Annotated in this window: 16 protein-coding genes and 2 pseudogenes; 12 read left to right on the top strand and 6 right to left on the bottom strand. The window is 43.0% G+C overall.

Annotated elements, in window-relative coordinates:
- The 5 genes from G1O98_RS28180 to G1O98_RS28160 all read left to right on the top strand — a co-directional run.
- Positions 1–1,638 (top strand): efflux RND transporter permease subunit (locus G1O98_RS28180; protein ID WP_243458561.1); only part of this gene is annotated, 1,638 nt, incomplete at its 5' end.
- Between the two features lie 169 nt (positions 1,639–1,807).
- The gene (locus G1O98_RS28175) at positions 1,808–2,284 is read left to right on the top strand and encodes a hypothetical protein (RefSeq protein ID WP_163935026.1); all 477 of its coding nucleotides are present in this window, start codon (positions 1,808–1,810) and stop codon (positions 2,282–2,284) included.
- A gap of 267 nt (positions 2,285–2,551) precedes the next feature.
- Complete coding sequence (locus G1O98_RS28170) at positions 2,552–2,938, top strand: endonuclease domain-containing protein (RefSeq protein ID WP_163935023.1); 387 nt, start codon at positions 2,552–2,554, stop codon at positions 2,936–2,938.
- A gap of 196 nt (positions 2,939–3,134) precedes the next feature.
- The gene (locus G1O98_RS28165; RefSeq protein ID WP_163935019.1) at positions 3,135–3,425 is read left to right on the top strand and encodes a hypothetical protein; all 291 of its coding nucleotides are present in this window, start codon (positions 3,135–3,137) and stop codon (positions 3,423–3,425) included.
- Between the two features lie 81 nt (positions 3,426–3,506).
- A complete protein-coding gene (locus G1O98_RS28160) occupies positions 3,507–5,981 on the top strand; it encodes a HEAT repeat domain-containing protein (RefSeq protein WP_175586901.1) in 2,475 nt (824 codons plus the stop codon).
- A gap of 324 nt (positions 5,982–6,305) precedes the next feature.
- Here G1O98_RS28160 and G1O98_RS28155 read toward each other — a convergent pair whose 3' ends face one another.
- Positions 6,306–7,829 (bottom strand): DICT sensory domain-containing protein, encoded by a 1,524-nt coding sequence (locus G1O98_RS28155; RefSeq protein WP_163935016.1) that lies wholly within the window; start codon positions 7,827–7,829, stop codon positions 6,306–6,308.
- 56 nt (positions 7,830–7,885) lie between these two features.
- On the opposite strand from G1O98_RS28155, the gene G1O98_RS28150 reads away from it, so the two are divergent.
- Positions 7,886–8,206, top strand: coding sequence for a hypothetical protein (locus tag G1O98_RS28150; RefSeq protein WP_163935013.1), 321 nt, complete (start codon positions 7,886–7,888; stop codon positions 8,204–8,206).
- 74 nt (positions 8,207–8,280) lie between these two features.
- Here G1O98_RS28150 and G1O98_RS28145 read toward each other — a convergent pair whose 3' ends face one another.
- Both G1O98_RS28145 and G1O98_RS28140 read right to left on the bottom strand, forming a co-directional pair.
- Positions 8,281–9,783, bottom strand: coding sequence for a UDP-N-acetylmuramoyl-L-alanyl-D-glutamate--2,6-diaminopimelate ligase (locus G1O98_RS28145; RefSeq protein ID WP_163935011.1), 1,503 nt, complete (start codon positions 9,781–9,783; stop codon positions 8,281–8,283).
- Between the two features lie 53 nt (positions 9,784–9,836).
- Positions 9,837–10,112: a glutaredoxin family protein gene (locus G1O98_RS28140; RefSeq protein WP_163935008.1), complete on the bottom strand. Its 276-nt coding sequence runs from the start codon at positions 10,110–10,112 to the stop codon at positions 9,837–9,839.
- A 72-nt stretch (positions 10,113–10,184) separates the two neighbouring features.
- Between G1O98_RS28140 and G1O98_RS28135 the strand changes: the two genes are divergently transcribed.
- The 3 genes from G1O98_RS28135 (at position 10,185) to G1O98_RS28125 (ending at position 12,488) form a co-directional block, all read left to right on the top strand.
- Positions 10,185–10,373 (top strand): DUF4089 domain-containing protein, encoded by a 189-nt coding sequence (locus G1O98_RS28135; RefSeq protein ID WP_163935005.1) that lies wholly within the window; start codon positions 10,185–10,187, stop codon positions 10,371–10,373.
- 93 nt (positions 10,374–10,466) lie between these two features.
- Positions 10,467–11,093 (top strand): DUF4328 domain-containing protein, encoded by a 627-nt coding sequence (locus tag G1O98_RS28130; protein WP_163935002.1) that lies wholly within the window; start codon positions 10,467–10,469, stop codon positions 11,091–11,093.
- Positions 11,094–11,102: 9 nt separating this feature from the next.
- Entirely contained in the window at positions 11,103–12,488 is a 1,386-nt protein-coding gene (locus G1O98_RS28125; RefSeq protein WP_163934997.1) for an AtzE family amidohydrolase, read from the top strand.
- Positions 12,489–12,585: 97 nt separating this feature from the next.
- On the opposite strand, the gene G1O98_RS28120 is transcribed toward G1O98_RS28125, so the two are convergent.
- On the bottom strand, positions 12,586–13,089 hold the full coding sequence (locus G1O98_RS28120; RefSeq protein ID WP_163934994.1) for an N-acetyltransferase: 504 nt from the start codon (positions 13,087–13,089) through the stop codon (positions 12,586–12,588).
- Entirely contained in the window at positions 13,086–13,595 is a 510-nt protein-coding gene (locus tag G1O98_RS28115) for a GNAT family N-acetyltransferase (protein WP_163934991.1), read from the bottom strand. Before G1O98_RS28115 ends, G1O98_RS28120 begins: the two co-directional genes overlap by 4 nt.
- 257 nt (positions 13,596–13,852) lie before the next feature.
- Here G1O98_RS28115 and nrdJ (G1O98_RS28110) point away from each other — a divergent pair.
- The 3 genes and pseudogenes from nrdJ (G1O98_RS28110) to G1O98_RS28100 all read left to right on the top strand — a co-directional run.
- Positions 13,853–15,082: pseudogene (gene nrdJ, locus G1O98_RS28110) on the top strand (ribonucleoside-triphosphate reductase, adenosylcobalamin-dependent); the annotation flags it as partial.
- A gap of 285 nt (positions 15,083–15,367) precedes the next feature.
- A pseudogene (gene nrdJ, locus G1O98_RS28105) lies at positions 15,368–16,441 on the top strand (ribonucleoside-triphosphate reductase, adenosylcobalamin-dependent); the annotation flags it as partial.
- 363 nt (positions 16,442–16,804) lie between these two features.
- Positions 16,805–17,818 (top strand): NAD(P)-dependent alcohol dehydrogenase, encoded by a 1,014-nt coding sequence (locus G1O98_RS28100; protein ID WP_163934988.1) that lies wholly within the window; start codon positions 16,805–16,807, stop codon positions 17,816–17,818.
- A 71-nt stretch (positions 17,819–17,889) separates the two neighbouring features.
- Here the strand turns inward: G1O98_RS28100 and G1O98_RS28095 are convergent, their stop codons facing one another.
- Positions 17,890–18,561 carry a glutathione S-transferase family protein gene (locus G1O98_RS28095; RefSeq protein WP_163934985.1) on the bottom strand — a complete coding sequence of 224 codons (672 nt, stop codon included), beginning with the start codon at positions 18,559–18,561 and terminating at the stop codon, positions 17,890–17,892.
- Positions 18,562–18,685: the final 124 nt, after the last annotated feature.

Here is an 18,685-nt window from a genome sequence, read left to right as displayed (position 1 = left end):
GGATTGGGGAGTGGGGGAGTAATAAAATTGTTTAATTTTAAATTTACGCTTCCAGGTGGAAATCAGGGAAACAGAAAAGTTAGGAATCAAAAGCGTCGGGGTTTTCAACCTTATAGATCGCTTTTACAGTGGGCGTTACGCCATAGATTGACCACAATAGCGATCGCTTTAGCTTTCTTCATTGCCAGTCTGATGCTAGTTCCTTTAATTCCCAAGGGTTTTGTTGATGATGGTGACTTTGGCATTTCTAACGTATCTATAGAATTACCTCCTGGTTCGACATTAGAAGATGTTAACAAGGTAGTCACACAGGCGACTGATATCATCCGGCAAAACCCAGTGGTTGAACGTGTACTAGCAACCGAAGAGATCAATTCTGCAAGCCTGGCGATTAATCTCAAACCTAGAGAAGAACGAAAGATTTCTCAAAAACAATTTGAAGAACAAGTACGCCCTGCCTTTGAGCAAATACCAGGAGCTAGAATTAGTTTTCAAAGTCAGTCACCAGGAGATAGTCGGAAGGGTTTATCAATTGTTCTCAGAAGTGAAAATCCCGAAGCATTAAATCAAGCGGCTGATGCCCTAGAAAAGCAGATGCGATCGCTACCAGGATTGGTGGAAGTGTCTTCGACTGCAAGTTTGGTTAAACCAGAGATTTTAGTAATTCCTAACCCGCAACGGGCAGCAGATTTGGGAGTGACAGTACAAGCGATCGCTCGGACAGCTTCTCTTGCCACCATCGGCGATAATGAGGCCAACTTGGCAAAATTTAATTTAAGCGATCGGCAAATTCCCATTCGCGTACAAATCGATCCGAAAGTCCGGGCTGACATTAACACAATCACAAATCTGCAAGTCCTCAGTCAAAATGGCAAATTGATTCCCCTGGTGGCAGTTGCAGATATCCGTTTTGGTAGTGGCCCTGCAACCATCAACCGTTACGATCGCGCCCGTCAAGTTGCTGTAGAAGCCAATTTACAAGGGATTTCTTTGGGAGAGGCTGTAGAAACAATCAACAAACTACCTGTAATGCAAAACTTACCGCCAGGCGTAGTACAGCAACCCTCCGGTAGCGCCAAAATTATGCAAGAGATTTTTGGGCGCTTTGGTGGCGCATTGGGGCTGGCATTAATGTGTATCTATGCGATTCTGGTGTTGCTGTATAACAACTTTCTTCATCCATTATCGATTATGGCGGCCTTGCCCTTTTGTTTAGGCGGCGCACTGGTAGCCTTAATGGTTGCTCAAAAACCATTGGGGATATATGCCTTGATTGGTATCGTGTTGCTGTTAGGGATTGTCACCAAAAACTCGATTTTATTGGTGGACTATACAATCATCAACATACAAGAAGGCAAAACTCAGCGTCAGGCACTCGTAGAAGCTGGCGTGTCACGTCTGCGTCCGATTTTAATGACTTCTCTGGCAACCATCGCCGGTATTCTGCCCCTAGCGTTAGGAATTGGCGCAGGTTCTGAAGTTCGGCAACCAATGGGAATTGCCATTATGGGCGGTTTCACAACTTCTACTCTGCTGACATTGGTAGTAGTGCCAGTGATATTTAGCTACATTGATAACTTCCAAAGTTGGATTATGGATAGATTGCGCTACGGATTTGGTAAGAAACCATCGCGTTAATAAAAATAATAAAGACGCGATAAATCCTCAATAATAAAGACGTGATAAATCGCCGTCTCTACAATCAATCTCTTGTAGAGACGGCGATTTATCGCGTCTTCTTAACTATTGTGCGATCGCATTTACCAGTGGGAATCATAACAAACAGATTCACCACAGTAAATATCCAATGCCTTACCAAAACATTACCGCCTCCCTTTCCCCAGCAGATATCCAAGAAATTAAAGCAGCCTTTGCGACTATCCAAGCAAAGTTGCCTTTTCTCGTTACCCTGAGTGCAGAAGAACGACGCAACTTATTTAAGATGGGCGATAAAAGACTAGCTTTCGTCAACAATAGCCTGATTGCTGCCCAATCTAACCGAGACATTTTGCCAGCCAGTTTTGATTTAGATGAATTTGTGCGGGATTACCAATTAGCCGCTAACCTCACCGAAGTTTTGATTGGACTGCGACAACTTACAGAACAGGTAGATGATACCCTAATGGCTGTTGGTAGCGAAGCAATGGGTAGTAGTTTGACAGTTTATGATTACGTCAAGACTGCTGCTAAAAAAACTCCAGGGTTAAAAACTATTGCTGAACAATTAGGCGAACGGTTTAAAGCTATTAAAAGTAAATCGGTTAAAGCTGCTGTCGATTCTTAAAGGCTTTTAAAAAGCCTTTAGTGATGTAGCAAATACTTTGAGATCCCCCTAAATCCCCCTTAAAAAGGGGGACTTTGACTCCGGTTCCCCCCTTTTTTAAGGGGGGTTAGGGGGGATCAAAACGTTAAGTAAACCCTATTTATTGCCTTAAAAACGGTGACTTTGACTCTGGTTCCCCGCTTTCTTAAGGGGGGTTAGGGGGGATCTCGAATGACTATGCACCAAAACCCACGCAGTATTGGGTAGGGAGCATAAATACTAGAAACTATGATAAACAAACTCAATAGCAGCAATCACCATTTACCTTACAATCCAAAGCTTGTAGAAAGAGCGAAAGAACTTCGTAAAAATATGACCCCAGCAGAAAAAAAGCTGTGGAATGAATATTTGAGAAATTTTCAATATCGGGTTTTCAGACAACGACCGATTCATCATTTCATAGTTGATTTCTACTGCCCTACTTTAAAAACAGTTATTGAAATTGATGGGGATAGCCATTTTACAGATGAAGCTCAAGATTACGATCTGGAGAGAACAAATATTTTGGAAGGCTATGGTTTAAAGATTATTAGGTTTACCAATAGTCAAGTTTTAAATCACTTTGATAGTGTGTGTGAGCAGATACAGCGTCTGATCCTCCCTAGCACCCCTTAAAAAGCTACCGTGTACACATACAAGTCTTCTAGAGTTGCGCCCCAGGCTTTTGATCCCCCCAACCCCCCTTAAAAAGGGGGGCAAAAAGCTCTTAAAGTCCCCCTTCTTAAGGGGGATTTAGGGGGATCTCCAATGGCTATGCACCTTAACCGAATCATATTGAGAGTATCTTGATTTACAAAACGAGATGTATATTTTGGTTAATGAACCTCAAAGCATCGTCGATGAACCTCAAAGCATCGTCGATGAACCTCAAAGCATCATCGATGAACCTCAAAGCATCATCGATGAACCTCAAAGCATCATCGATGAACCTCAAAGCTTCGCCGATGAACCTCAAAGCTTCGCCGATGAACCTCAAAGCTTCGTCGATGAACCTCAAAGCATCGTCGCTGAACCTCAAAGCATCATCGGTGAACCTCAAAGCTTCGTCGGTGAACCTCAAAGCTTCGTTAATGAGTCTTTAATACTCGTCCACAAGCATTAGAGGCTCTAAATCAGGAATTAGGAATTGCAAGCTTGATATTATACCGATAGCCGCGTGTAATCTGCCACCCTGCCCTGATTTATGCTCATAACTCCCTGCCACACTAACAAGCTCTCCCTCTTTTTCCTTTTCTGTTTCACCCTACTCCTGACTTTCTTCCTCTCTCTACCTTGGGTAAACGCCAAAGAAACCCCCAAACCCAAACCCCAAGATTGGCAGATTAACGGTATATCAGCAGCCCTTGATGATGGACAAAACCAAGTTAAGAAATATGCTCTGGATAAATTAGTTGAATATAATCTGAAAGATTTAAAATCCCTGGTGAAGAAACCAGAGGATATTGCCGAAAAAGCTGCCAAAATCCTCAAGGATGAAAAGGTTCCCGCCTACGTTCGTTCAGGTGCGGTATCGGCATTGGGCAACTTGGGAGACGCCGCAGCCAAGTATGTCCCTGACATTGCTAATATCCTCAAGAATGAAAAGGTGGACGCCTCCGTTCTTAGAAGTGCGGCAGAGGCATTGGGCAACTTCGGGCCGGCGGCGGCTCAATACATCCCTGACATCCTCAACTTCCTCAAGGATGAAAAGATTAGCTCATATGGTCGTGGTGATATAGCAAAAGCATTAGGCAACTTAAGGCAAGGGGCAGCTTCATACATCCCTAACATCCTCAACTTCCTTAAGGATGAAAAAGTAGACTCATCTGTTCGTAGCAGTGCAGCAGTAGGATTCGGCAATATCAGAAAACTGGAGTTAAAAGAAGTTGTTGTAATTCTAAATAATTTTTATGAACCTGGTTATTCAGAATACTTAAATTGGCGTTTTTTAACCTATTTCCTGGGTGGTGGCACTGAGCAAGTAAAAACTCTACTCAAATGGCTTGGCTCTGCTCAAGCTGTTCCTGACACACTCAAACACGATGAAGGTGTCAAAACCCTCAACGTATTTCTGGAAGCTTGGAATGGCAGTCAAGGGCTAGAACGTTTACGCAACGACTTAGCTAAACAAATTTCCGAAGTAGCCGCCAACAAAAACGTTCCTTGGAAATTACAGGATATCGGTTTACTGCAAAGCCATTACAGCAATCTCAAAAAAGTCAACTCCACCAATGCTAATGCCGTGCAATCAGCAATAGATAATTTAGAAGTGTGGCGGTGGTTTGTTCGTAGCAGAAACACTATCCTCATCCATGCAGCCTTTTGGTTAGCCCTCATCTTTGCCTACCCCAAATTCCCCCAAATCCAAGCCATCTTCTTCTGGAACCCTTGGGTACGCCGTATTCTCGGCGTGGGCTATGTCGGCTTTCTCCTCACCTGGTTTCCCCCCTTCCGCCGCAAATTATTTGAACCCTTCAAACCTTCCCTATTAGCCGATGCCGGCTTAGATAATTTTTATGACCAATCATACTTCCCAGAGTCTCAAGTCAAAGTCCCCACTTCAGGAGACATCCTCCCCATAACCGCAGCCCTACCCAGTATTCAAGGACAAATTATCTTACAAGGAGATTCCGGCTTAGGCAAATCGATGTTTCTCCGTCATCTCTTGAAAAGCTCCCAGCGCATAGTCGTTTATCTCCCCGCCCAAAAGTGTCATAAAGGCGTAATTGAAGCCATCCAAGACAAGCTACACGGACAAGCCCAAGATGCCGGCTTCCTGAAAAACCTGATTTACAGTGGCGCGATAGATATCTGCATCGACGGACTCAACGAAGTCACCGCCGAAACCCGCGCCAAAATCTGCCAGTTTGTTGAAAGCTATTTCCGGGGCAACATTATCATGACAACCCAGCCCCTAGAGTGGACACCCCCCTCAACAGCCAAAACCTACTACTTGCAGCCCCTTGAACAACAACAAATTCAAGAGTTTTTGATCTCCCGTCAGCCGCGACTCCCCCAAGATGCCAAAATTCAAGGTGCTGATTACGCCCAAGCCTGCACCAATTATTTAACAGAAGTCCTCAACAACCAGCAACCCAAAGAAGAGTTAGATGCTGTCCGCCGAATTCTTTCTAATCCAATGGATCTAACAGTAGTAGCGCTGATGCTATCACAAGGTAAACATCCAAACTTGTTTCGCCTGCAAGAACAGCAATACAACCTGATGGCGGCAGAATACCAGCAAGAATGGAAACAAGAATTTCCGCTCAAAAGATTTTCCGCCGCCGTCTTCCAAATGCGACTCGAGGACAAACAAGCCTTACCCGCCGATGAATTTCACCAAGTTGCCATGTCTTTAGAAGACGATAAATACAAGATGGTAGTCAGCCGTCAGTGGCAAGATGAAAAAGGCGAAGCCAAGAAAGAATGGTACTTCCGCCACGATAAAATCATGGATTTCTTCTTGGTGCAAAACTTTCTCGGCGAAACTGATACCGCCGAATCACTATTAGTTGATAGAATGGGCGATCCGCGTTTTCGTGGTGTTTATTTCTTGCTAGCAACCTTACTTCCTTTAGATGCAGCCAAAGAACTGCGAGAAGATTTGATTCAATACGCGGCGGATACTAAAGACAATACGGTGAGTAATACCTTTGTGCAGTTGTTACGGACTAGATAAGTGGGCATTGGGCATGGTTATTTTCTTTGTGTTTTAGAGGATGTTTGAAAAGTTCTTAGTGATGTATCAAATCCTTTTAGATCCCCCTAAATCCCCCTTAAAAAGGGGGACTTTGAGAGCTTTTTGCCCCCTTTTTTAAGGGGGTTGGGGGGATCTAAAGCTTATGGGGCAAGTCTCAAAGACTTGTGTGTACACCGTAGCTTTTTAAGGGGAGTTAGGGGGGATCAATAAGTGTCTAAAATCACAGCCAAATACTTTTTAAACAACCTCTTAAGCAAAGTTGCATAGCACCACAAAGTTAACTTAGGGGATAATCATAACCGATCACTCATGTTCTATTGCGATCGCTCTTGGGGCATCGCCAACAATTGCCAGTTGCACTGTAAATGTGGAACCTTCATATAATTTACTTTTTACAGAAATAGATCCCCCACAGCGCAGCAGCAATTGCTGTACTATTGTTAACCCCAAGCCAGCACCAGCATAATCTTCTGTAGCTGATGTACGCACACGATAAAATCGCTCAAAGATTTTGGAAATCTCGCTTTCGGCAATACCAATACCTGTATCGCGGAATTCTAATTGGACATAATCGCCTTGAAGACGGGCACGCACCCATACTTCACCCCCATTAGGAGTAAACTTAATGCTATTGTGTAGCAGATTAATTACAATCTGCCTCAGCCCACCACTCACACACCAAATAGATGGCAGTTCAGTGGGTACGGTGTAGGCTAGCATAATACCTTTTTCTTGGGCTAAAGGTTGGTACGTACTCACTACTCCAGGTACAATCTCTGAGAGCCGCACCGACTCCAAAACCATCCCCTCCAAATTACGTTCTAGTTGCACCAGTTCCAACAAACCTGTAATTAGAGAATTTTGTTGATCGCACTGGGTATTTAACATCTGTAAATAACGTTGTCGCTGCGTAGGTTTGAGATTAGGAGAATTCAATAACGAAAGTGCTGTTTTGATATGCGTCAGGGGTATACGCAGTTCCTGACAAAGATTTTTCAGATATTCATCTTGGAATTGTTCTTTGTTGTGCAGTTCTTGATTTATCAGCTGCAACTTGGTAGTGCGGGCTGTGATGATTTGGCGATTAATTTCATCCTGTCGCAGGAGTTGTTTTGTAAACAGTTGACTCATCGTTGCCGCTTCCGGCATCGTTGGACAAATAAAATCAGCAGGTACAATTGGCGATGATTCTGGCGCGTAACTGCCTGGCAGATGGTCGTTAGATATCGCTTTTTGGATACCATTTAATACTTGCTGAATTACTCTCCCCTCAACAGTAGTGATAATCAGCAGTGGCTGATTTTTATTAGTATTTACCTTCCCCGATGTTTGATTCTTGCGTTTTTTAAGTGGTCGATGAGCCAAAATTAAACTACAAAACTGGGGCGATAACACCATCAAAAAGTTTTCCCGTCGCAGTTGGCTATCTGGTGGCAGGTGAACGGTGACATGATGAGCAGATGAGGGGGATGAGGCAGAGGGGAGGGGGGAAGAGTGCAGAGGAGAGGAATTTTCCCCCTGCTCCCTGCTCCCTGCTTCCTCATCTTCCCCCGCTCCCTGTTTTTCATTTTCGTCAATCTGGCAAGTATAGATAATACTAGACGCACCCACTGAGGATTGGTAACGCGCTAATTCTGATTGCCAAATTTTTTCTGGTGGTAGCTTCACCCATAAAGTGGCTGCAATTTGCTGCTCAATTAGTAAGTCAATTTGCGCTCTCACCAGTGATAGCAGAGTCGCAGGACTGAGAGACAATGGTTTTGGAGGCACTTGCACTCCCATAACCAGTTGATAAACAGACAGATCCTTAGTCAGAGAAACATTCATGAGTCAAGCACAAAAAGGATGAAGCAAGAAATAATTCTGTCTCGATTTTCACCTTTATGTGTCCATCTTTTACAAAAACCCCACGGAAAGAAACATTAAATATCAAAAACTACAGCCATAAGGGGCGGGGAGCAGGGGAGGCAGGAGGCAGGAGGCAGAAGGTTTTACCTCAGTTGGGGATTCAAACCCCTCCTGAAAAAGAGCCACCCTTCGGGTTCGCCAGTCCAACGCCAGTCGCTCATGGGGGAAACCCCCAAGACCGCGCTGGCTCCTCTTTGTTGAAACAACAAGACCGGGCTGGCTCACCAAATTTTCAATTTGGAGTTCTTGTCTTAAACCCAAGACCCTATGGTCGCGGCAAGAGGCAGATAGCGTAGCGTTAGCTAGTCCGCGAGCGTCGGGGAGTTTTCCTCCTGCCTCCTGCCCTCTGCCTCCTGCCTTTCTTGATAAATTAAGCTTGGCTATTAAATCTTTGCTGTAAAGCGTCGCGTGCGTGTTCTCGGTCGTCAAAATGGATTTTTTCGGTGCCGAGAATTTGGTAGTCTTCGTGACCTTTACCAGCAAGCAGCACTCCATCACCTGGTTGTGCTTGTAAAATAGCAGTACGAATTGCAGTAGCCCGATCACAAATTACCATTGGTTTTACTGTTTGGGCAATTCCCGCCAAAACGTCTTCTAAAATCCGTTCTGGGTTTTCTGTGCGGGGATTATCTGATGTCACTACTGCCACATCAGCTAATTCAGCAGCAATTCTACCCATAATTGGGCGCTTGGTGCGATCGCGATCGCCGCCACAACCAAACACGCAAATTACCTTCCCAGGTATAAATGGACGTGCAGCTTTCAACAAGTTTTCCAAGCTATCGGGTGTGTGGGCATAATCTACAATCACGCTAATATCCTGGTCAGAATTAATCTGTACCCGTTCCATTCGTCCGGGAACTCCGGGAAACTCAGGTATCACAGATGCCACTAACTGCAAATCTAGCCCTAAGTGTAAAACTGCTCCTACGGCTGCGAGAAGATTTTCTAAATTATATTGTCCGACTAGTGGCGATCGAAAAGCTACGTCACCTTTTGGTGTATGTAATGTCCCACTGACACCATTCGGCTCGTAACTTAAATCACTCATCCATAAATCAGCGCTGTTGTCGTTGACGCTGTAACTCCAAACCCGTTCGGAATCTAACGAGGCAATTAACCGCTTTCCGTAAGAATCATCAGCATTAATTATTGCCCGTCCCTTGAGATAATCAGGGCTAAACAACAACGCTTTGGCAGCAAAGTAATCTTCCATGTCGCGGTGATAGTCGAGATGGTCTTGAGTAAGATTACTGAACACCGCTACCTCAAATTGACAGCCCAACACTCTACCTTGAGCCAACGCGTGAGAACTTACTTCCATCACTCCGAACTCACTACCAGCATTTACAGCCTCTGCTAGTTGCTGTTGTAGTTCCACTGCAAAGGGCGTAGTGTGGGCAGCAGTTTGCTCAAAACCTGCCCAACGAGTATAGAGAGTTCCCATCAAAGCTGTGGCGAGATTAGCTTTGATTAAGAGAAATTCAATAATATGGGTAGTTGTAGTTTTGCCATTGGTACCAGTCACGCCTACCAGCTTGAGTTTTTGCCCTGGATAACCATAAAAAGCACTAGCTATCTGGGCACAAGCTTGAGTTATATTACTTGCACTGATGACCACAGCCTCATTTGTAGGGGGATTTTTTTGTGCAGCTTCGGGAGAAACGATCGCAGCTACAGCCCCCGATGCGATCGCACTTTGCCAAAATTCCCCACCATCAACCCGCGTTCCTGGCATCCCAATAAACAAATCTCCCACACCACAAGCATGGGAATTGGTCTTCAAACCCCTAACTTCCACATCCTCCAAAGTCGGATGACTAGCCAATTGTTCAACACTGTCTACCGCCGTTAGTAATTCCCGCAATTTCATGTTGTGAACCTCGTCACATTCTTAATCTTGCGCTTATTCTGCATTATTTTTTTCTAATTGGCTAAATACTTACGCAACATTTGCTCCAACTGTTGCACACTAGCACGAGGAGAAGGACGCGGCAATGGTTTTTCCTCTGTGTCCTCTGCGCCTCTGTGGTTCGATAAATAAAGTACTGGCACTTCATACTCATACGCAGCAAACCAATCTTCACGAGTCGTAATATCCCTAATTTCCAACTCGAAACTGAGATTTTGGATTTTTTCTAGCTTTTCTTGCAAGCCTTCACATAAATGACAGCCGGGTTTACTGTATAAAATTAACCGCATTTCAGTTGGGGTAAGAAGTTATAAGTTTAAGATAACGAACCGCGAAGGCGCGAAGGGCGCAAAGGAAGAGAGATGAGAAGAGAAGGGTTTGATGTGGGTGAGTATGTTGATCTTATGGCGTTGTTGTTGGATCTAGAAATAAGAGATGAGTATCGGGATGGGGTAATGGCAAATTTTGAGAGAATTAGTGCGATCGCAAATATTGTAAATTCTTTCCCTTTACCAGAGGAAATTGAAGTTGCACCAGTTTTTGAACCATAAGAAAGAGCTATTTTAATGTTTAAGCAATTTTGCTGAGTTTGCAATATAACCAACAATACTAAGATATAGCCGACTATACCTTGGAAAAATCAGATGAATAATTTCAATACTGTTATTTCATTGAAGTCTGCGGGTATCGCTAGATTGTTGGTGCGGTTACTTTGGGTGCTGCTAGGATTTGGTGTTGCTTCTACGGTATTGTCTTTGTTGCAAGTAATAGCAAAGCCACTTTATGGGCTACTTGCTTCTCTAGATGCACTGCTATCAATAGTGACATTACTTTTTAGTTTAATTTCAATCATTGTTTTTATGATTTGGCTATATCGTCTCCATGCCGATTTAAAGGATATTTTCAAGGAATATCCGATTACGCCAGGAGGTGCGATCGCGCGATTTTTAATTCCTATATATAGCCTTTGGGGAATAGCCAACACGTTATCTACTTTTGCTGATCGATTTAAAGGTGAAGGTGAGGATTTAACACGTTTAAGTGAACAAGTGCGATCGTTAATCGGGCCGCTATATGGTTGTATGATTGGGTCAAATCTTGTGAATCGGCTCGCTTTTACAGAAGCTGTTAAAAATCCCGAAGATAAATTTCTGCCCTTTTGGTTTTTATTCTCTTGTATTTTAGATTTAGGTCTTACGGCTATTTTGCTACAACTAGCAAAAACTATGCGGACTGCTATTACTCAAAAAGCTAAAAGTGCTATCTCCTAATATTCCAGCATGAATTTTGATTCCGCCGATGCCATAACAATATCAGATGCGGTGCGTGCAGCCAAAGTCAGCGCGGTGGAAGTTACCAAAGCTGCGTTAGCACGAATTGCTGCGCGGGATAATCAACTCAACTGTTTTACGGCTGTGACTGCTGAAACAGCTTTAAGGGATGCAGCCTGCATTGATGAAGAAATTGCCCAAGGTAATAATCCTGGTTTGCTTGCTGGTGTGCCTTTTGCGGTGAAAAATCTCTTCGATATTGCTGGTTTAACGACTCTGGCGGGGTCAAAAATCAATGCAGAAAACCCAGCAGCTACCCAAGATGCAACAGCAGTAGCGAAGCTGAAACAAGCGGGTGCTGTGCTGGTTGGGGCTTTGAATATGGATGAGTACGCTTATGGGTTTGTTACGGAAAACTCCCATTATGGTGCTACTCACAACCCTCATGATTTACAGCGAGTTGCTGGTGGTTCATCAGGTGGTTCGGCGGCGGCGGTTGCTGCTGGGTTAGTACCTTTGACGCTGGGTTCTGATACTAATGGTTCAATTCGCGTTCCGGCGGCGTTATGTGGCGTTTTTGGTTTTAAGCCGACTTATGGAAGGTTATCTCGTGCTGGGGTAGCTTTATTTTCTAGCAGTTTTGACCACATTGGCCCTTTTGCGCGTTCGGTGCAAGATATTGCTACGGTGTTTGATGTGCTTCAAGGAGAAGACGATCGCGATCCAATTTGCACAAAGCGTCCGGCTGAATTGGTTTTACCACAACTCAAACAAGATATTTCTAATATCAGAATTGCCATTGCTGCTGATTATTTCACCAAAGGCGCAGAACCGGAAGCTTTAGCAGCAGTTCAAAAGGTAGCTGATGCTTTGAATGTCACTGAATACGTAACCATACCAGAAGCACACCGCGCCCGTGCAGCAGCTTTTGTGATTACAGCTAGCGAGGGTGCAAATCTGCATTTGGAAAAATTGCGATATCGCCCTCAAGATTTCGATCCAGCGACACGCGATCGCTTTTTGGCTGGGGCTTTAATTCCTAGTAGCTGGTATCTGCAAGCACAACGGTTTAGAAGCTGGTATCGCGATCGCGTTCGAGAAATATTTCAAAATGTGGATATAATTATTGCCCCAACGACACCAATTTCTGCACCGTTAATCGGTCAAGAAAGTATGATTTTGGATGGGGAGGAAATTCTTGTCCGTCCTCATTTAGGACTATTTACTCAACCATTATCTTTTATCGGCTTACCCGTTTTATCAGTACCAATTCAGCGTCCAAATGCTTTACCTTTAGGTGTGCAATTGATAGCAGCACCATATAATGAAGCTTTAATTTTACGGGTTGCGGCTGCGTTACAAACAAAGGGCGTAGTTGCGGCAGTTATAGTGTAGTTATAACAAATAATAAGTGTTGGATATATATGTGCGATATTGTTCTATTTTTCCTATTCTAAAATCACCTCATTGTTAGGCATAAATAATACTATACTTACTCAAAAGCAGCCGGATAAACAACCTTACCTTTATACTTTTTTTCATAGCTTTGCAGTGTTTTAACCATGAAGACATCCTCTGGTACTAGAAAAGGAGACTCGATTTCATAAATAACAGAAGGCTGAAAGCCAAAACGATTATAGAAATGAGGATGACCAAGTACAATAACTACGGCTTCTTTCTTTGCATCTGCTTTTTCTAATCCTGCTTGTACCAGTGCGCTACCAATACCTTGTTGTTGAAACTGTGGATGAACCGCTAAAGGTGCTAGAGCGATTACCTGTAGTGTTTCTTCACTCACCAGGTTAATGTAGCTGAATAAAATATGACCGACTACAACATTTTCAACCTCTGCAACCAGAGAAAGTTCTGGAATGTAGCGGTCAGAATGGCGAATTTTCTCCACAAGTTTAGCCTCATTTTCCTGCCCAAAAGCTAATGTATTCACTTCAGCTATTACTGTGTAGTCTGGCAGAGTTTCACAACGAATATTGATCATTTTAAAACCAATTCCATAAAAACCCAGTTTGCTCGATATTCTAAAGGAATCTCTGTTTTTTCTAAATACGGTTCGATATCCTGAAAGCCATATACACGATAAAGTGTATGTGCTTCTTTTGCAAAAGGGGCGCTGTCTAAACGAATCTTTGAGTAACCAATACTAGAAGCTTCATTGAGAATAGTTCCTAATAATGCTCTACCGATTCTTTTTCTGCGAAATTCTGGACTTACATACATCCTTTTAATTTCGCCAACATCTTCGCCAATTTTTCGCAAGCAAGCGCAGCCTGCTATTTTTGCCTCGTATTGTGCCAAAAGTAAGCGTCCTGAAGGGGGTATAAATTCGTGAAGCTGAGTCATATATTGCTCAAAGAATTTATTAGCATCTAAATTAATGCCGAACTGATGGCTGAATATCAACTTAGTCTCATTAAAATATTCCCAAAATAGTTTTTGTGTATGAGTTTTATGTTCGTCAGTCTCTACTTGTATAATTTTAAGCAAAGTTTATACCTCCACTAAGTAATTGCACAAAAATCGGTATAAAGAGAATTTACTTGTAAGTTAATCTGTGCCAATTAAAACCCCGTATCGAGATCCTACCCAAGGGCGAGTGACATTATACATCATAAATTTCTGTTGTAATTAGTGCTGAGTAGAGCTAGCGTAAAGTGGACAATTTGACAATCTTTAATACTAAAACTACTTGGCGTATAGTCATAATCTGTCCGCACGCAACAAGAACGCAAGACACTTAATATATGGTTCGAGAGCTAGAAAGAAAACGCCAGAGTGCAAAGTTTCCCGAAACAGCACCGGCTGCGAATCCCGTATTTTTTAGAACCTATAGCCGCAGAACAAAGGCGGGACTAAGGGAAACATGGGATGAGGTATGCGATCGCACTCTCCTCGGCTTAGTCGAGTTAGGAAAGCTTACTCAAGAAGAAGCTGCCATCCTAGATAAGATGCAGCGCAACCTGAAAGCTATGCCCAGTGGACGCTGGCTATGGGTTGGTGGCACAGACTGGATAACCAAGCCAAAGAACTTTTCCGGTGCTTATAATTGCACCTCTACCAATCTCGAAGACTGGAGTGCCTTCGGATTAATGATGGATCTGGCAATGATGGGCTGTGGTACTGGAGCCGTCCTAGAACCACAATTTATTAACCACTTGCCCCCTATTCGTAATCAACTGAATGTTACTGTACAAGGTGAAATTGGCAGCACTCCTGTGCAACAGCGACGTGAATATACTCAAACTCATATAGAAGGCAATAAGGTCACTATTCACGTTGGAGATAGCCGTGAAGGTTGGGTTGAATCATATCAAGCCCTATTAGAACTCTCTACTGATGAACAATTTTCAGCAGCAGTTGAAGTATTAGTTGATATCAGCGATGTCCGAAAAGCGGGAGAAACTCTCAACGGCTTTGGAGGAGTTGCTAATCCGGTGAAATTGCCCGGACTCTATCAGCGTTGTGCTTCCATCCTGAGTAAAGCTGTAGGACGGCAATTAAATTCAGTTGAATGTTGTTTGTTAATCGATCAAGCTGCCGTAACAATTGTTGCAGGTAATATCCGAAGAAGCGCGGGGATGCGTCAGTTTATTGCTGACGATGAACAAGGAGCCACCGCCAAAGATAACTTATGGCAGCAAGATGAAAATGGCAACTGGCGAATTGATCCAGAGCGTGATGCACTCAGGATGGCAAACCATACCAGAGTTTTTCACCGCAAGCCAACCTTAGAAGAATGTCTAAATGCTGTTCGCAAACAGTATTATAGCGGCGAGGGAGCAATTCAATGGGCTGGTGAAGCTGTAGCGCGATCAAATATTGATTTGCTGCCAACACAAGCTCTAAAAGTTGAATTTTTACAAGCTTATGAACAAGGAACAGCAAAACAGTGGTTAGAAGAACGCTATTCAAATCTTGATGCTAATGAGTTAGAACATCGTTTAGCTCGCTATGGGCTAAATCCGTGTGGTAAGTGATTTTGCCTCACGTTAAAAACCTCGCAAAAACGGGGAAAGCTGAGATGCTAATCCCGTGGTAATCAAAGGAATTAAAAAGTCTTTGACACCGTACAGCGTAGAGAGTGAAACTAGATTACACCAAGCATTTGTGTCTAGAATATAATCTTTCCAAGAGTGCGGGGGTGAATGTGAAAAACACTTTTATTATCTGAAGTCACATCTACAAAAGGTACGCGGAGCTACTGCAAATAATCAAGCAGTAGAACTAGGGGATAAAAAGCCTCTAGGGTAACAAATATGGAAATCATCGGTAGTAACTTCCACTGCAATTTATCTGAGGTTCACCTTAATCAAATCGACCCACGTAACTACAAAGAACAAGAAGAGGCTTTCACTGCTGGGGCATTATCTGTAGCAGCACTTTTAAATCACAAATTCTTAGAACCACGCTATCAATACAGCCGTGAATTAGACCCGATTGTGGGAGTTTCTTTTACAGGTTTATTTGATTTCTTTGTCCATGCTTTTGGTGTTGATTGGCTGCGTTGGTGGGAAGCAGGAAGACCTGCAACTCCCCAAGGATTAGCTTTCAAGCGTGAGGAGGAAAAATATCTAAGTTCTTGGAGAGATATTGTACATCGTGTAGTTTGGGATTATTGCGATCGCCACAATCTCAAACGTCCAAATCGCTGTACCACAGTCCAACCCAGTGGTACTAAGGCTTTGTTAACTAATGCTAGCTCAGGATGGCATCCCCCCAAAGCCCAAAGATTTATTCGCCGCATCACTTTCGGCAAAAATGACCCAGTAGCCTTAGCCTGTATTGACTACGGTTACAATGTCATTCCCTCACAATCAGACAAAGATGAACAGGGCAATTTGCTCAACGATCCCTTTGATTCACGGGTGAGTGAATGGTTGGTAGAAATCCCTGTTTCTGTATCTTGGGCTGATTTACCAGGTGCTGATGAAATTGATGTTTCTAAGTTTTCAGTCTTAGCCCAATTTGATTTTGTCCTCCAGGTTCAACGCTGGTATGTGACTCATAACACATCAGCTACTTTGGAACTGCGTTCTGATGAAATCGAACCTTTGGGACAGAAAATCTATGAAACTATTCAGAGCGATCAAGGATATATTTCAGCAGCCCTTTTAGCTCGTTTTGATGACTTGCAATCATTCCCCCGTTTGCCATTTGAACCAATAGATAAATCAACCTACGATCGCTTGAATCAAGAGGTAAAAGCACGGCGGAAAACAGATGATTTCTGTGCAGTCTTAAGCCGCTATGATTTAGGTGAAATGTCAGAGGCTGGCCCTAGTGGTTGTGATTCTGATAAGTGTATGTTTCCCGATCAGCAACCAAGCTCATAAGGCGAGATAACATCAACTTAGGGTAGGCAATATTTATCTACAATAAAAAGCAGTGGTTTAATATGAAATTAAACTACTGCTTTTTATATGAATTTAAATTATCCCTTTTAACTCAATACTGTTCAAAATGCTACTTGTACACAATCGTGGGTTTTGAGACGCGATAAATCGCCGTCTCTACAAGTGTTTTGTTCTTATCTGAACTGTATTGCCTTTTAACTTCTTTCTTTCTCTATTTCTTCCTTCCTTCTTGTACTTAGGTTTAGCGCATCTTCATACAGAATTGGTAACAATAATTATTTTGCTATAGAAAAGCAACACAAAATTTCTCTACACTATTATCTTGGCAAAAGGAGTCCGCCAATGAAAGCTTACGAAATTCAAAGCAACGCCGGGATTAATGCGATCGCATTAGTCGATCGCCCTAAACCAAAACCAACTGCGGGACAAGTTCTCGTTCAAGTCAAAGCAACATCCTTAAATTACCGCGATCTGCTTGTCATGGAAGCTTCTTACGGTTCTGGACAGAAGTATCCCTTAATTCCCCTATCTGACGGTGCGGGGGAAGTCGTGGCGGTAGGGGAAGGTGTGACACGGGTGAAAATAGGCGATCGCGTCGCTGGTATTTTCTTCCAAGACTGGATTTATGGCTCTTTAACCAAAGAGAAAATGAAATCCGATCTCGGAGGCGGTATTGATGGAATGCTATCTGAATATGTCGTATTACACCAAGATGGTTTGGTGATATTACCAGACTATCTATCTTACATTGAAGGGGCAACTTTACCCTGTGCAGCAGTCACAGCTTGGCATGGACTGGTGACAAAAGGCAATATTGGCGCAGGTGATAATGTTTTATTACTCGGTACTGGGGGAGTTTCGATTTTTGCTCTCCAGTTCGCCAAAATATATGGTGCTAGAGTAATTATTACTTCCAGTAATAATGATAAATTAGCACGAGCTAAACAGCTTGGTGCTGACGAGACAATCAACTACAAAACAATACCAGATTGGGAAAAGCAAGTTTACCAATTAACTAATCGCACTGGTGTAGATCATGTAGTTGAAGTAGGCGGTGCAGGTACTCTGCCAAAATCATTACAAGCAGTCCGTATTGGGGGACGGATTAGTTTGATTGGCGTATTGTCAGTTAGAGGAAGTAAAATTGACCCCATGCCAATACTTTTTAAGAGTTTAACAGTTCAGGGCATTTATGTCGGCAGTCGGGAAATGTTTGAGGCGATGAATCAGGCGATGCAACAGCATCAAATTAAACCAGTTATTGATCGAGTTTTTCCCTTTACTGAAGCACAAGAAGCTTATAGTTATCTTAAAAGTGCGGCTCACTTTGGTAAAGTCGTAATTCATAATTCGTAATTGTAAAGAGTTTAATTTTATGTTTCAAGTAGGAATTTAAACCCTACTTGAAACATAATTATTAATTACGTTTAAACAGCAGCGAGAGTAGGCGCAGCGAATTTAGCATATCGCTCGATGTAGAATTCTTTAGAGTTAGCGATCGCTTTCACAGATTCACGCTCTTTCAAAGCATGTTTCCACTGGCGTAGACGGGTAAACTCTTCTGGTATCCCAAAACCACGATATTGCTTCAATGCAGCCCAGCGTTCAAACCAAGGAAAATAGGTAAAATCCACCAAACTGATAGATTCACCAAACCAGTAAGGGCCTTCCCCAGATAGTTTTGCCAAACCTTCGTTTTCAATGAATTCCAGGTGTTTGGATAGTTCCTGTTTAGCTTCTTCTTGTTTTTGGGGATCTGAACTCCGCAGTAGGGTAGAAAAAGCGGGAACGAATCTGGTATTAGCAAAATCGATCCAAATACGAGCCTGTGCCCTTGCAATGGGGCTGCTGGGTAACAGTGGTGGATTAGGAAATACCTCATCGAGATATTCGTTAATTACTGCTGATTCCCAAACTCGGTTATCGCCATGAGTTAGTGCAGGTACTTTACCATAAGGGGAAACTTTGGTAAAACCTTCAGGCTTATTCTGCAAATCAATTTCAATCAAATCGAAGTCAATCCCCTTCTCTTGGAGTACCAAACGGGTACGGTGAGCATAAGGACAAACAACTGCACTGTATACTTTGATTTGGGCCATGTTTAAGTACCTTGGTAAATATAGGACTCGGATTTGATTTCTGAAAACATACTCAAACTGAAAAACCTGTTTTTTAAGGGTTTTATCTGAAATCTTATTCAAAAATCAGATATGAGTCCTATAG

Source organism: Nostoc sp. UIC 10630 (assembly GCF_010747425.1).
Classification (GTDB): domain Bacteria; phylum Cyanobacteriota; class Cyanobacteriia; order Cyanobacteriales; family Nostocaceae; genus Nostoc.
The sequence above is the reverse complement of the archived record's forward strand: the minus strand, read 5'-3'. Positions and strand labels throughout refer to the sequence as shown.

Excerpts from the sequence above, each read along its gene's own strand:
- G1O98_RS28170 (WP_163935023.1), top strand. The coding sequence starts at position 2,552 with ATGATAAACAAACTCAATAGCAGCAATCACCATTTACCTTACAATCCA.
- G1O98_RS28130 (WP_163935002.1), top strand. The coding sequence starts at position 10,467 with ATGAATAATTTCAATACTGTTATTTCATTGAAGTCTGCGGGTATCGCT.
- G1O98_RS28100 (WP_163934988.1), top strand. The coding sequence starts at position 16,805 with ATGAAAGCTTACGAAATTCAAAGCAACGCCGGGATTAATGCGATCGCA.
- G1O98_RS28095 (WP_163934985.1), bottom strand. The coding sequence starts at position 18,561 with ATGGCCCAAATCAAAGTATACAGTGCAGTTGTTTGTCCTTATGCTCAC.
- G1O98_RS28145 (WP_163935011.1), bottom strand. The coding sequence starts at position 9,783 with ATGAAATTGCGGGAATTACTAACGGCGGTAGACAGTGTTGAACAATTG.
- G1O98_RS28125 (WP_163934997.1), top strand. The coding sequence starts at position 11,103 with ATGAATTTTGATTCCGCCGATGCCATAACAATATCAGATGCGGTGCGT.
- G1O98_RS28150 (WP_163935013.1), top strand. The coding sequence starts at position 7,886 with ATGTGTCCATCTTTTACAAAAACCCCACGGAAAGAAACATTAAATATC.
- G1O98_RS28135 (WP_163935005.1), top strand. The coding sequence starts at position 10,185 with ATGAGAAGAGAAGGGTTTGATGTGGGTGAGTATGTTGATCTTATGGCG.
- G1O98_RS28155 (WP_163935016.1), bottom strand. The coding sequence starts at position 7,829 with ATGAATGTTTCTCTGACTAAGGATCTGTCTGTTTATCAACTGGTTATG.
- G1O98_RS28175 (WP_163935026.1), top strand. The coding sequence starts at position 1,808 with ATGCCTTACCAAAACATTACCGCCTCCCTTTCCCCAGCAGATATCCAA.
- G1O98_RS28160 (WP_175586901.1), top strand. The coding sequence starts at position 3,507 with ATGCTCATAACTCCCTGCCACACTAACAAGCTCTCCCTCTTTTTCCTT.
- G1O98_RS28120 (WP_163934994.1), bottom strand. The coding sequence starts at position 13,089 with ATGATCAATATTCGTTGTGAAACTCTGCCAGACTACACAGTAATAGCT.
- G1O98_RS28140 (WP_163935008.1), bottom strand. The coding sequence starts at position 10,112 with ATGCGGTTAATTTTATACAGTAAACCCGGCTGTCATTTATGTGAAGGC.